10 protein-coding genes and 1 pseudogene are annotated in these 12,738 nt (G+C 71.3%); 8 read left to right on the plus strand and 3 right to left on the minus strand.

The genetic code is table 11. From position 1 onward, the window contains the following. Nucleotides 1–22: 22 nt before the first annotated feature. From creD to creB, 3 genes are all read right to left on the minus strand, one after another. On the minus strand, nucleotides 23–1,384 hold the full coding sequence (creD, locus tag U3649_RS15875) for a cell envelope integrity protein CreD (protein WP_407352271.1): 1,362 nt from the start codon (nucleotides 1,382–1,384) through the stop codon (nucleotides 23–25). A 309-nt stretch (nucleotides 1,385–1,693) separates the two neighbouring features. After that, a complete protein-coding gene (gene creC / locus U3649_RS15880) occupies nucleotides 1,694–3,118 on the minus strand; it encodes a two-component system sensor histidine kinase CreC (protein WP_407352272.1) in 1,425 nt (474 codons plus the stop codon). 3 nt (nucleotides 3,119–3,121) lie between these two features. Continuing rightward, nucleotides 3,122–3,796 carry a two-component system response regulator CreB gene (gene creB / locus U3649_RS15885; protein WP_407352273.1) on the minus strand — a complete coding sequence of 225 codons (675 nt, stop codon included), beginning with the start codon at nucleotides 3,794–3,796 and terminating at the stop codon, nucleotides 3,122–3,124. Between the two features lie 741 nt (nucleotides 3,797–4,537). Here creB and U3649_RS15890 point away from each other — a divergent pair. From U3649_RS15890 to U3649_RS15925, 8 genes and pseudogenes are all read left to right on the plus strand, one after another. Continuing rightward, the gene (locus U3649_RS15890; RefSeq protein ID WP_407352274.1) at nucleotides 4,538–5,395 is read left to right on the plus strand and encodes a 23S rRNA (adenine(2030)-N(6))-methyltransferase RlmJ; all 858 of its coding nucleotides are present in this window, start codon (nucleotides 4,538–4,540) and stop codon (nucleotides 5,393–5,395) included. A gap of 288 nt (nucleotides 5,396–5,683) precedes the next feature. Continuing rightward, nucleotides 5,684–6,217, plus strand: a complete 534-nt coding sequence (locus U3649_RS15895; RefSeq protein ID WP_407352275.1) for a GNAT family N-acetyltransferase — start codon at nucleotides 5,684–5,686, stop codon at nucleotides 6,215–6,217. 97 nt (nucleotides 6,218–6,314) lie between these two features. Next, nucleotides 6,315–10,013, plus strand: a complete 3,699-nt coding sequence (gene mfd, locus U3649_RS15900) for a transcription-repair coupling factor (RefSeq protein WP_407352276.1) — start codon at nucleotides 6,315–6,317, stop codon at nucleotides 10,011–10,013. A gap of 74 nt (nucleotides 10,014–10,087) precedes the next feature. Beyond that, complete coding sequence (locus U3649_RS15905) at nucleotides 10,088–10,453, plus strand: DUF1304 domain-containing protein (protein ID WP_407352277.1); 366 nt, start codon at nucleotides 10,088–10,090, stop codon at nucleotides 10,451–10,453. A 65-nt stretch (nucleotides 10,454–10,518) separates the two neighbouring features. Then, nucleotides 10,519–11,046, plus strand: coding sequence for a histidine phosphatase family protein (locus U3649_RS15910; protein ID WP_407352278.1), 528 nt, complete (start codon nucleotides 10,519–10,521; stop codon nucleotides 11,044–11,046). Then, nucleotides 11,043–11,750, plus strand: coding sequence for a deoxyribonuclease V (gene nfi / locus U3649_RS15915; RefSeq protein WP_407354639.1), 708 nt, complete (start codon nucleotides 11,043–11,045; stop codon nucleotides 11,748–11,750). Before U3649_RS15910 ends, nfi begins: the two co-directional genes overlap by 4 nt. Nucleotides 11,751–11,848: 98 nt before the next feature. Further along, nucleotides 11,849–12,065 (plus strand): annotated as a pseudogene (locus U3649_RS15920) (pirin-like C-terminal cupin domain-containing protein); the annotation flags it as partial. Nucleotides 12,066–12,169: 104 nt separating this feature from the next. Beyond that, the gene (locus tag U3649_RS15925; protein WP_407352279.1) at nucleotides 12,170–12,631 is read left to right on the plus strand and encodes a hypothetical protein; all 462 of its coding nucleotides are present in this window, start codon (nucleotides 12,170–12,172) and stop codon (nucleotides 12,629–12,631) included. Nucleotides 12,632–12,738: the final 107 nt, after the last annotated feature.

Raw genomic sequence — 12,738 nt, forward strand, 5'->3', positions numbered from 1 at the left:
GGGATCCGGCACCGCGAGCCGCCTACCGGCGCTGCGCCGTGCCCGTCGCGGCCACTTCGTACCAGTCCACCTTCCGCGTGACGACCATGATCGCCGCCAGGATCGCGAACAACAGCCCGGCGCCGAGCACCAGCGCGTTGTCCTCCGAGATCAGCAGGCCGTACAACGCCGCGTACAGCGTCGCCAGCATCGCCGCGAAGCCGGCGCCGCGCATCCAGCTGCGCAGCACGTACGCCAGGTAGTAGCCCAGCAGGCCGATGCAGGCGACGCCAGCCGCGAGGTAGGCCCAGCCGAAGGCGATGTGCTCGGACAGGCTCACCAGCAGCAGGAAGAAGATCGCCAGCGCCAGCCCGACCAGCCCGTACTGGATCGGGTGGATGCGCAGTTGCTTGATCAATTCGAACATGAAGAAGCCGACGAAGGTCAGCAGGACGAACAGCAGCCCGTACTTGCTGGCGCGATCGGCCTGGCTGTAGGGATTGACCGGATCGACCAGGGAGACGCCGATCGCGTCTAGCCCGGCCTCGCCGCCCGATGCGGGCGACTGCGACGACTCCGGCCGCGGCAGCGTCGCCCCGGCCAGGTACTGCGCCTGGGCATTGCTGGCCAGCGACGACACCGCCCACTCCGCGCGGAATCCGCCGTCGTCGAGCGCCGGTTCGCGCGGCAGGAAGGCGCCGTTGAACTGCGGGTGCCGCCATGGCGACTCGAGCACCACGCGGTTGTGCGTGCCCAGCGGCGCCAGCGCCAGCGACTCGGTCCCGCCGAGCGCGAAGTCCAGGCGCGTGTCCAGCGCGAGCCGCTGCCCGGCGCGCGGCGCGGCCAGGCGCGCGTGCACGCCGGAGCCGTCGCGGCTGCCCACGCCCTCCTGCAGCGGCACCTCCGCGCCGTCCACGCGCAGGCGCGGCGCGCCGGCCAGCCCGCGCACGTCGCCGATCCCCACGCCCAGCCACGGCCGCCCGATCCGGCGCGGACGCTGCGGATCGGGATCGACGGGAATCCGCGCCGCGAACCTCGCCGACATCTCGGCGGCCAGTTCGTACACCCGTACCTCGTGCAGGCCGACCCGCCGGGTCGACGGCGCGATCCGCCCGCCGATCTCGAGGACCTCGGGAAAGAACGTCCAGCGGCCGTCGCGCTCGCGCAGCACCTTGCGGGTCACGCCCTGGGTGTCCTTCTCCTCCACTTCGACGGTCTCGACGTACGGCACCACCAGCACCGGGCCGGCGACGCCCTGCGCGCCGGCGTAGCTGCGCGCCACCCGCTCCACCGCCTGCGCGCGGTAGACCTGGCGGTCGTGGATCACGCCGCGGATCATCGTCAGCGGCACCAGGATCGCCAGCGTCATCGCCAGCACCATCAGGATCTTCAATGCGAGTTTCATGCGCGTCTCCGCTCGGGAACGCGCACAGCATCCGGTGGCCGCGGGAAGGCACGAGGGAGCCAGGGTGAAGCGAAGATGAAGTTGGCGTCCGCTTCCTCCGAAGGAGCGCGCTATGCGCGTGATACCGCGCCAGCAGCCTTCTCCGTTGCGGCATGGCTAGGCCCGTCCCCACGGGCGGTGCAAATAGGCAGCCGGGCCCTTCGCAATGAGCTCACTACCATCCGGGCTTGAAGCGCCGGCTATTCATTAGCGGCACCCGTAGCGACGGCCCATTTCTCACCGCGGCGGAAAGGACTGCCTGGCGCGCTCCTACGGCAGCGGCAGGACCACCGTTGCCACGGTGCCGCCGCCGTCGCGATCGTCCAGGCGCACGCTGCCGCCGTGCAGCTGCGCCACCTCGGCGACGAAGGCCAGGCCGATCCCGCTGCTGCGGCTGCCGCCGTCGGGCCGCGGCAGCGAATAGAAGCGTTCGAACACCCGGTCGCGCGCATAGTCCGGCACGCCGGGGCCGCGGTCGGTGACGTCGACGCGCACGCTCCGGTCCTCGCGTCGCAGCGACGCCTCGATCGCGCTGCCGGGCGGCGCGAAATCGATCGCGTTGTCGAGCAGGTTGACCAGCAGCTGCCGCAGCAGGAACGGATCGCCGGGGACGCTGCCGCCTTCGCCCGGATCGCGCTGCAGCCGCAATCCCTTGCGCGACGCCCGCGTCTCCACCTGCGCCCAGGCGTCGCCCAGCAACGCGGCCAGGTCGACCGGCTCCGGCCGCTCGATCGCCTGCCGGTGCTCCACCGCCACCAGCGCCAGCAGCTTGTCGATCATCTGCGCCATGCGCTCGCTCTGTTCGCGCACGCTGGCGGCGAAGCGCGCGCGCTCGGCCTCCGGCAGCGGACCTTCCAGCAGCTCGGCGGCGCCGCGCACCGCCGCCAGCGGGCTCTTGAGCTCGTGGGTGAGCCCGTGCACGTAGCGCTCGACGTACTGCCTGCCCTCGAGGCGCTCGCGCATGGTCTCGAGCGCGCGGCCGAGGATCGCGAACTCGCCGGCCGAGGCCGGCAGCTGCGCGCGCTCGCCCGCGGTCACCGCCTCGGCATAGCGGCGCAGGCCGCCGAGCTGGCGCGACAGCCACCACGCCGCCAGCAGGCCGATCAGCAGCGCGGCGCCCATCAGCACCAGTCCCCAGCGGGTCACCGTGGCCTCGCTGCGGGCGATGAACGGCGCGATCGACCGGTTGGGCTTGGCCACCGTGAGCACGCCGGCGATGCGCGCGCCGTCCATCACCGGCGCCGCCACGTGCATCACCGAGCTGTTGTCGTCGTCCGGGTCCTCGCGCGTCGAACGCGCGCCGTATCGTCCGCGCAGGGTCAGGTACACGTCGTTCCAGCGCGAGTAGTCGCGGCCCACGTCGCGGTCCTCGGAATCGAACACGACGATCCCGTCGGCGTCGGTGACGTAGATGCGATAGGCCGCCTCGCGCTTGCGGAAGCCCCAGATCTCGGCGCCGACGTCGCGCTCGCGCAGCGCCCGCACCCGCTGCGCGAAGCGGCCGTCGGCGATGCGGCCGGCGACCAGGTCGTCGGCCGCCAGCTCCGCCAGCACGTTGGCGGTATCGACCAGGGTGTCCTCCATCGCCTGCCGCACGCCGGGCTTGACCTCGCGCACGAACACCTGGGCCACCAGCAGCGCCGCCAGCGCGACGATGGCGAAGTAGCCCAGCAGGATGCGCAGGCCGATCCGCATCGTTCAGTCGATCTCGACCGAGTACCCGAGCCCGCGATGGGTCCGCAGCGGGTCGGCGTCCGGATCCACTTCGCGCAACTTGGCGCGCACGGTCTTGACGTGGGTGTCGACGGTGCGCTCGCCGCTGTCGTCGGCATCGTCCCAGACGCGATCGAGCAACTGCGCGCGGCTGAGGATGGCGCCGGGACGGCGCAGCAGTTCCGCCAGCAGCGCGTATTCGTAGCGCGTCAGCGCCAGCACACGGCCATCGAAGCGCACCCGCCTGGCCTCGCGATCGACCTCGAAACGGCCCGCCGACTGCGGCTGCGCGTCCGCCGCGGCATGCCGGCGCAGCCGTGCCCGCACCCGCGCGACCAGCTCGCGCGGCGAGAACGGCTTGGTCAGGTAGTCGTCGCCGCCGATCTCCAGGCCCAGCACGCGATCGATCTCGTCGCCCCGCGCGGTCAGGAACAGCACCGGCACCGCACTGAAGCCGCGCAGCTCGCGGCAGACGTCGAAGCCGCTCGCGTCGGGCAGGCCGACGTCCAGCACCACCAGATCGACGCCACCGGCCCGCAACCGCCGCAGCGCGTCGCCGCCGAGCACGCGGTGTTCGACTTCGAAGCCCTCCGCGCGCAGCGCATAGGCGACGGTGTCGGCGATGGCGGACTCGTCCTCGACGAGCAGGATGCGGGACATGGCGGGTTGCCGGGGATCGGGGATCGGGAATCGGGGATCGGGAATCGGGAATCGGGAATCGGGAATCGGAGAAAAGAGTAGCCGCTTTCGTCGTCGTCCTCGCGGCCTTCAATGGTCGAATGGCTGGATGCCTGGCGGGAGCCGCGCCAGGCAGACCCATCCGCCGCGACGAAGCGACCCCGTAGCCACGGGGCAGCGTCAATGAATAGCCGCCTGCGCTGTTCCTGAGCGAAATGCCTGCCTTCGGTTGCCGCGTCGAGGCGGGAGCCGCGCCGCGGGGATTGCTCCGCCCTTCGGTCCGGCCATCCATGGCCGGACTCAGGGCCGCTGACCATCCATGGTCAGCTCTCCGCAATCCCCACGGCGCGGCTCCCGCTCCAACCATCGCCGGCTTCGGTGGGAGGGCTTCCAAGCATCCGAAAGCGAATGACCGATGCGGCGGCCGGGCCGGGGTATGCGGACAGCAGGCCATGGATGGCCTGCGGCGGCAAGTCGGGCCATGGATGGCCCGACCGAGCCGGGGAGCATGCCCCGGCCCGGGCGCCGCTGGCTCCGAAGCCGACGACCTCTCCCGGAGCCATCGCCAAAATGGGCTTGTCTGATCACGACGGTTGGCTGGAACGGCTATTCACTGGATGCTGCCCGTGGCGACGGTGATACCGCGTCGCATCGGATGGGACTGCCTGGCGCGGCTGTTCGTTGTTCCTGCTCCAGCCCGGCCCCCCGGCTACCATCCCCCCAATGAACTATCGCCATGCCTTCCATGCCGGCAACCATGCCGACGTGTTCAAGCACGCCGCCCTGCTGGCGCTGTGCGACGCGCTGACCGCCAAACCGGCGCCCTGCTTCGCACTCGATACCCATGCCGGGCGCGGCCTGTACCGGCTGGACGATGCCCAGGCGCAACGCACCGGCGAGGCGGCCGGGGGCGTGGCGCGCCTGCACGCGGCCGGCGTCGACGATCCGGCGCTCGCCCGCTATCTCGACGCGGTGCGCGCCTGCCGCGACGCGCACGGTGCGGCGGCGTACCCGGGTTCGCCCTGGCTGCTCACCCACGCGCTGCGCGCGCAGGACCGCATCGCCTGCTGCGAGCTGCAGGCGGAAGAGGCGGATGCGCTCCGGTCCGCCTTCCGCGAGGAGCCGCGCGTCGCGGTGCACGCCCGCGACGGCTACGCCGCACTGGGCGCGTTGCTGCCGCCGCGGGTCGGCGGGACCCGCTTCGCGCGCGGACTGGTGCTGATCGATCCGCCGTACGAGCAGCAGCTCGAAGAGTTCAAGCCGGCATTGGCCGCCCTGCGCGACGGACTCCGGCGCTGGCCGCAGGCGGCATACGCGCTGTGGTACCCGGTCAAGCAACGCCGCGCACTGCAGCCGTTCTATCGCGCCGCCGCGGCACTGCCGGCGAAGTCGATCCTGCTGTGCGAGTTGCTGGTGCGCGCGGACGACTCGCCGTTGCGCATGAACGGCAGCGGCCTGCTGCTGCTCAATGCGCCCTGGCGCCTGGATGCGGCGCTGGCCCCGGCACTGCAGGAGATGCGTGCACTGCTGGGCGAGCCCGGCGCGGACGCCCGGCTGGACTGGCTGCGCGCGCCGACCTGACCGGGTCCGGCCTGCGCAAGCCGTTGAACCGCGGAACCGGATTGTCCTTGGGAGACTGTGGGAGCGATGGAAGTCGCGACCCGCACAACTCCACGCGGTCCTTAACACCGCCATCCGCTCCGTCGCGACTGGCGTCGCTCCCACAGGCAGCACTGCGACCCATCCCCGATGTCTCCGGGACATCGGCACGCCGCAGCTGTCACGGCGCCGCATTCTCATGTCCACGTCGCGTGCACATCGTGATGTTGTAGAGGACAGCTTCACTTGCCCCATGGCAGCATCGTGAACATGGCAGTCCGCAACCGCCTTCCTCCGTGGCACGACCAGATCCGACTCGCCAACGGCCGCGAGCTCCTGATCCGGCCGATCCGGCCCGACGACGCCGTGCCGCTGCGCGCCGGTTTCAGCCTGCTCAAGCCGGACGAGATCCGGCAGCGTTTCCTCTATTCGGTCAAGGAGCTGACGCCGGAAATGGCCGAGCGCCTGACCCGCCCCGACCCGAAGACCGAGTTCGCGCTGGTGGCGGCCGAGCCGCTGCCGCCGGGCGAGGCCATGGTCGGCGGCGTCGCGCGGGTGTCGATGGTGCCGGATACGCGCAACGCGGAATTCGCCATCCTGGTGAGTCACTACATCGCCGGCATGGGCGTGGGCCGGCAGTTGATGCTGCGGCTGGTGCGCTGGTCCAAGGGCAAGAAGCTCCAGTGCCTGTACGGCGACGTGCTGGAACAGAACCAGCCGATGCTGTCGCTGTCGAAGTCGCTCGGCTTCCGCCGCGAATCCACCGATACGCCCGGCCTGGTTCGCGTCGTCATGGATCTCTAGGCGCCGCCTCGCCGGCGCAGACGGAATCTCCCGGTACCGCCGCCCGCGCCTACGCATCCGCGCCGCGATGGCGACGGCGGTTACAATGGGCGGCTCGATGATCTCCCGCACTCTTCCCGTACCTCCGCTGCCCCGCCGCGGCCAGCAGCGCGCCTGGTGGCGCGCCCCGGCGTCGCCCTCGGCGCTGGCCTGGTCGATCCTGCGCGCCGCCCGGGCGCACGAACGCCCGCTGCTGGTGGTCGCCCGCGACAACCAGCACGCGCACCAGATCGAGAGCGACCTGCGCACCCTCGGCGGCGATGCCGCGGACCTGCCGGTGCTGCCGTTCCCGGATTGGGAAACGCTGCCCTACGACCAGTTCAGCCCGCACCCGGACATCGTCTCGCAGCGCCTGGCCGCCCTGCACCGTCTGCCGGCGCTGGAGCGCGGCATCGTGGTGGTGCCGGTGCAGACGCTGATGCAGCGCGTCGCGCCGCGAAGCTACGTGATCGGCCGGACCTTCGACATGCGGGTCGGCCAGCGGCTGGACCTGGACGCGGAGAAGCGGCGCCTGGATTCGGCCGGGTACCGCCACGTGCCGCAGGTGCTCGACCCCGGCGACTTCGCGGTGCGCGGTGGCCTGCTCGACGTCTACCCGATGGGCGCCGAGGCGCCCTACCGGATCGAGCTGTTCGACCAGGACATCGAATCGATCCGCAGCTTCGAGCCGGAATCGCAGCGCTCGCTCGACAAGGTCGAGGCGATCCGCATGCTGCCCGGGCGCGAGTTGCCGCTGGACGAGGCCGCGCGCGAGCACGCGATGGCGGCGCTCGGCGAGCGCTTCGACATCGACCAGCGCCGCAGTTCGCTGTTCCAGGACCTGAAGTCGGGACTGGCGCCGGCCGGCGTCGAATACTACCTGCCGCTGTTCTTCGAGCCGCCGCGCGAACGCCTGCTGGACGCGAACCAGGAGCCGGCGAGCACCGCCGTCCTGTTCGACTACCTGGCCGAGGGCACGGTCCCGGTGATCGAGTCGGGGGCGCTGGAAGCGGCCGGACACTTCTGGTCGCAGATCGGCGAGCGCTACGAGCAGCGGCGCCACGACATCGAGCGTCCGCTGCTGCCGCCGGCGGAACTCTGGCTGTCGCCCGACGCGCTGCGCGAGCGGCTCAACCGCGACGAGCGGATCGAGGTCGCCGGCGCCGACCACGCCCACCATGCACAGGCGGTCGCGCTCGGCGATCAGCCGGCGCCGGACCTGCCGCTCACCGCCCGCGATGCCGAGCCCGCCGCCGCGTTGAAGTCCTTCCTCGCCAGTTATCCCGGCCGCGTGTTGATCGCCGCCGACAGCGCCGGCCGCCGCGAAGCGCTGCTGGAACTGCTGCAGCCGGCCGGCCTGGCGCCGGCGGTGCTGCAGGATTTCACGGCGTTCCTTTTCCCTTCTCCCTCCGGGAGAAGGTGGCGTGAAGCGCCGGATGAGGGTGCGGCGGAGCGGCAGGCGTCTGAACCATCGCGACTTCGCCGTACCCTCACCCCAACCCACGCCCCGGCCTCTGCGCAAAGCGCAGAGGCGCTCAGCGATGCGCGAGCCAATGGCTCGCAAGCGCATCGCTTCGCCCCGGAGGGAGAAGGGCTTGCGTCCTTCGCCATCGCCGTAGCCCCATTGGAGAACGGCTTCGCGCTCGACGCGCCGCGGGTCACGATCCTCACCGAGCGCCAGCTGTTCCCCGAGCGCGCGACCCAGCCGCGCCGCGCGCGTCGCGCCGGGCGCGAGCCGGAGGCGATCGTCCGCGACCTGGGGGAACTGGCCGAGGGCGCGCCGATCGTGCACGAGGACCACGGCGTCGGCCGCTACCGCGGGCTGGTGGTGCTGGAAGCCGGCGGCACCCCCGGCGAGTACCTGGAGATCGAATACGCCAAGGGCGACCGCCTGTACGTGCCGGTCGCGCAGCTGCACCTGATCAACCGCTACTCCGGCGCCTCTCCGGAGACCGCGCCGCTGCACTCGCTCGGCGGCGAAGCCTGGACCAAGGCCAAGCGCAAGGCCGCCGAAAAGGTCCGCGACGTCGCCGCCGAACTGCTGGAGATCCACGCCAAGCGCCAGGCCCGCGCCGGCCTTGCGCTGGACGTCGACCGCACCATGTACGAGCCGTTCGCCGCAGCGTTCCCGTTCGAGGAGACTCCGGACCAGCACGCCGCGATCGAGGCGGTGATCCGCGACCTCGGCTCCAGCCAGCCGATGGACCGGGTGGTCTGCGGCGACGTCGGCTTCGGCAAGACCGAGGTGGCGGTACGCGCCGCCTTCGTCGCCGCCACCGCCGGCAAGCAGGTGGCGGTGCTGGTGCCGACCACGCTGCTCGCCGAGCAGCACTACCGGACCATGGCCGACCGCTTCGCCGACTGGCCGATCCGCATCGAGGTGCTGTCGCGCTTCAAGACCCCCAAGGAGATCAAGGCCGAGATCGGCAGGATCGCCGACGGCACGCTCGACGTGATCGTCGGCACCCACCGCCTGCTGCAGAAGGACGTGGCGTTCAAGGACCTGGGGCTGGTGATCGTCGACGAGGAGCAGCGCTTCGGCGTGCGCCAGAAGGAGGCGCTGAAGGCGCTGCGCGCCAACGTGCACCTGCTCACGCTCACCGCCACGCCGATCCCGCGCACGCTCAACATGGCCATGGCCGGCATGCGCGACCTGTCGATCATCGCCACCCCGCCCGCGCACCGGTTGGCGGTGCAGACCTTCGTCACCGCCTGGGACGGCGCGCTGCTGCGCGAGGCGTTCCAGCGCGAGCTCACGCGCGGCGGCCAGGTGTACTTCCTGCACAACGACGTCGAGAGCATCGGCCGCATGCAGCGCGAGCTGCAGGAACTGGTGCCGGAGGCGCGCATCGGCATCGCCCACGGGCAGATGCCCGAGCGCGAGCTGGAGAAGGTGATGCTCGACTTCCACAAGCAGCGCTTCAACACGCTGCTGTGCACGACCATCATCGAGTCGGGCATCGACATCCCCAACGCCAACACCATCGTCATCAACCGCGCCGACCGCTTCGGCCTGGCGCAGCTGCACCAGCTGCGCGGTCGCGTCGGCCGCTCGCACCACCGCGCCTACGCCTACCTGGTGATCCCGGACAAGCGCTCGATCACCGCCGACGCGCACAAGCGCCTGGATGCGATCGCGGCGATGGACGAGCTCGGCGCCGGCTTCACCCTGGCCACCCACGACCTCGAGATCCGCGGGGCCGGCGAGCTGCTGGGCGAGGACCAGAGCGGGCAGATGGCCGAGGTCGGCTTCAGCCTGTACACCGAGCTGCTGGAGCGCGCGGTGCGCAGCATCCGCCAAGGCAAGCTGCCGGACGCCGACGAGGCGCCCGACCGCGGCGCCGAGGTCGAGCTGCACGTGCCGGCGCTGATTCCGGAGGACTACCTGCCCGACGTGCACACCCGCCTGACGCTGTACAAGCGCATCAGCGGCGCACGCGACGGCGACGCGCTGCGCGAACTGCAGGTGGAGATGATCGACCGCTTCGGCCTGCTGCCGGACCCGGCCAGGCACCTGTTCGCCGTCGCCGACCTCAAGCTGCAAGCGACCGCGCTCGGCCTGCACAAGCTCGACCTCGGCCCCGCCGGCGGCCGTGTGCAGTTCATCGACAAGCCGCGCGTCGATCCGATGGCGGTGATCCGCCTGATCCAGGGCCAGCCGAAGCACTACCGCATGGACGGCCCCGACAAGCTGCGCGTGACCCTCGACCTGCCCGACGCCGAATCCCGCCTCAAGGCCGCGCGCGGCCTGCTGATCGCGTTGGCGCCTGCCGGTTGAGGAGTCGTCGCTTCCGCGGGTGGCGCTCTGCCTAGGTTGCCTGGTACACCGTCACGTCCCACGGAGACCGAACCATGTCCCTGCTCGCGGATCTCGTCATTGCCCTGGTCGCGCTGCTGCATCTGTATTTCCTGGTCCTGGAGATGTTCCTGTGGGAGCGGCCGGCGGGTCGCCGGGCGTTCGGCACCACCGCCGAATTCGCGGCGGCGACCAAGGTGCTGGCTGCCAACCAGGGGCTGTACAACGGATTCCTCGCCGCGGGGCTGGCATGGGGATTGCTGTTGGGGGTCGACGGTTTCGGAGTGAAGCTGTTCTTCCTGGCCTGCGTGCTGGTCGCCGGGGCGTACGGGGCAGCGACGGCGAACCGCAAGATCCTGTTCGTGCAGGCGCTGCCGGCGGCGCTCGGGCTGGCGCTGTTGCTGTTGTCGCGCGGGCAATGATCCAGCCCCTTCCCTCCTCCGCGGAGGACGCGGATGATGGCGGGCACTCGCCAACGGAGCCTCCGATGCGCCCGATCATCCTGCTGCTGTCGCTGATGCTGGCCGGTTGCGTCGCGCAGCCGGCGCGAACCCCCTCGGCGGCGGCCGCCCCGCCGGACTCGCCCCGGACCGCCTTCCTGGTGGTGCGCCATGCGGAAAAGGTCGCCGACGGGGACGACCCGGTCCTGGACGCCTCCGGCCTGCGCCGCGCGGAGGCGTTGGCGGAGCTGCTGGCCGAGGAACCGGTGAGCGCCGTCTATGCCACGCCCACCCGGCGCGCGCGGCAGACCGCGCAGCCGATCGCGCGGCGGCACGGGATCGAGGTCCGCGACTACGACCCCGCGCAACCGCCGTCGGCGCTCGCCACCGTGCTGCACACGCGCCACGCCGGCGCCACCGTCGTGGTGGTGGGCCACAGCAACACCGTGCCGGGCATCGTGTCCGCGCTGTGCGCCTGCCCGGTGGCGCCGCTGGCCGAGCAGGATTACGGCGACCTGTTCGAAGTGCGGATCGCCGCCGACGGCGCGTCCACGCTGGACCACCGGCGGTTCTGAGCGTGGCCGGCGCGGTCTTCGGCGACTGGGACGGCAGCATCGCCGGCGCGCGGGCGCTGCAGGTGGAGCTGGCGCGGCAGGTGTCGCTGCGCGACGCGTTCCGCGATCCGCCGCGCACGCTGGCGGGGTTCGACGTCGGCTTCGAGGACGCGGGCGGCACCACCCGCGCCGCGGTCGTGCTGCTGGACGCCGAGACGCTGCAGCCGCGCGCGGCCCACGTCGCGCGGGTGCCGACCTCCATGCCCTATGTGCCGGGCCTGCTGAGCTTCCGCGAGCTGCCGGCGCTGCTGGCCGCACTGGAACTGCTCGGCGAACGGCCGGACCTGGTGCTGGTCGACGGCCAGGGCATCGCCCATCCGCGCCGGCTGGGCATCGCCGCGCATTTCGGCGTGGTCACCGGGCTGCCCAGCATCGGCGTGGCGAAGAAGCCGCTGGCGGTGCGTTTCGATCCGCCGGGCCCGGAACGCGGCGACCGCACGCCCTTGCTGCTGCGCGGCGAACGCGTCGGCGAGGCGCTGCGCAGCAAGCCGCGCTGCAATCCGCTGATCGTCTCGCCGGGGCACGAGGTGTCGGTCGACACCGCGACCGCCCTGGTGCTGCGCTACACCACCCGCTATCGGCTGCCGGAGCCGACCCGGCTCGCCGACCGGCTGGCCTCGCGGCGCGGCGCGCTGCCGTTGCCGGGATTCGATGGCGACGGCTGAGCGCGTGGGCGTGCGAAGAAGCTGTTCTGGCCACGGATGAACTGGATGACCGCCGGGCGCGGCATCGCGCATTCCAACCGCTCGCCGCCCTGGTGGCGCTCGATCCCGGCGCTCCGGCCACGCTGCGCGCCACCACCCCGCTCAAGACGATGCCGTTCGGCGGCGAGCCGCTGGACGACGGTCGCCACGGATGGTGGAACTTCGTCTCCTCGTCGCGCGAGCGCATCGAGCCGTGCCAAGGAAGACCGGCGCCGGGGCCGGTTCGGACGGATCCCCGGCGACGAGGAGGAATTCGTTCCCTTGCCGGAAAAGTGATATACATCACAATTCGACCCGCGATGGCCGACTATCGTCAGGCCCGGGAGGCCACTTTTTTGCGGTGGATCACACGCTGCGTTCGGACTCGAGGGGATGTTTTCATGAAGTTCACGATCCACACCCTGGCGCCAATGGCTGCGCTGGGACTGATGATTGCGGCCGTGGCACCGGCCCGCGCGCAGGTCGCCGATGCCTGTCCACGGCTGCCGGGCGATTCGGGGTTGACCTGGACCGAACGCAGCGGCGAGACGTTCGTCGTCTGCCGCGCGGTGACCGAAGACGGCCGCGAAGCCTTCGGGCTCTATCTCGCCGCCGACTCGCCGTTCCAGCCGCGCCGCGCCAACCGCGAGGAGCGCGGCGTGATCAACGGCCAGGACATCCGCTGGTACAGCGGCGAAGTCGCCTCCGAGCCCGACAAGCTGGTGCGCGAGACCCTGCTCGAGCTGGACGAGGACCGCGTGGTCCACATCTGGCTGCATGCCGACAGCGAACAGGAGATGCAGCAGAGCATGCGCACGGTGGAAGAACTGCGCTTCGAGGACACGCGCTTCAGCAGCAACTGATCGTCCGGTTCCCGGCCCGGCACTGCGCCGCTGCATCCGGGCGGATGCCTGATAACGAAATCTGAACAACATTATCGCGGGCCTGATCTAGCGTTTACGGCGGCCGT

The organism is Luteimonas sp. R10 (assembly GCF_045689605.1).
Classification (GTDB): Bacteria; Pseudomonadota; Gammaproteobacteria; order Xanthomonadales; family Xanthomonadaceae; genus Luteimonas.

Coding starts and splice junctions, on each gene's coding strand:
- creD (WP_407352271.1), bottom strand. CDS start 1,384: ATGAAACTCGCATTGAAGATCCTGATGGTGCTGGCGATGACGCTGGCG.
- creC (WP_407352272.1), bottom strand. CDS start 3,118: ATGCGGATCGGCCTGCGCATCCTGCTGGGCTACTTCGCCATCGTCGCG.
- creB (WP_407352273.1), bottom strand. CDS start 3,796: ATGTCCCGCATCCTGCTCGTCGAGGACGAGTCCGCCATCGCCGACACC.
- U3649_RS15890 (WP_407352274.1), top strand. CDS start 4,538: ATGAACTATCGCCATGCCTTCCATGCCGGCAACCATGCCGACGTGTTC.
- U3649_RS15895 (WP_407352275.1), top strand. CDS start 5,684: ATGGCAGTCCGCAACCGCCTTCCTCCGTGGCACGACCAGATCCGACTC.
- mfd (WP_407352276.1), top strand. CDS start 6,315: ATGATCTCCCGCACTCTTCCCGTACCTCCGCTGCCCCGCCGCGGCCAG.
- U3649_RS15905 (WP_407352277.1), top strand. CDS start 10,088: ATGTCCCTGCTCGCGGATCTCGTCATTGCCCTGGTCGCGCTGCTGCAT.
- U3649_RS15910 (WP_407352278.1), top strand. CDS start 10,519: ATGCGCCCGATCATCCTGCTGCTGTCGCTGATGCTGGCCGGTTGCGTC.
- U3649_RS15925 (WP_407352279.1), top strand. CDS start 12,170: ATGAAGTTCACGATCCACACCCTGGCGCCAATGGCTGCGCTGGGACTG.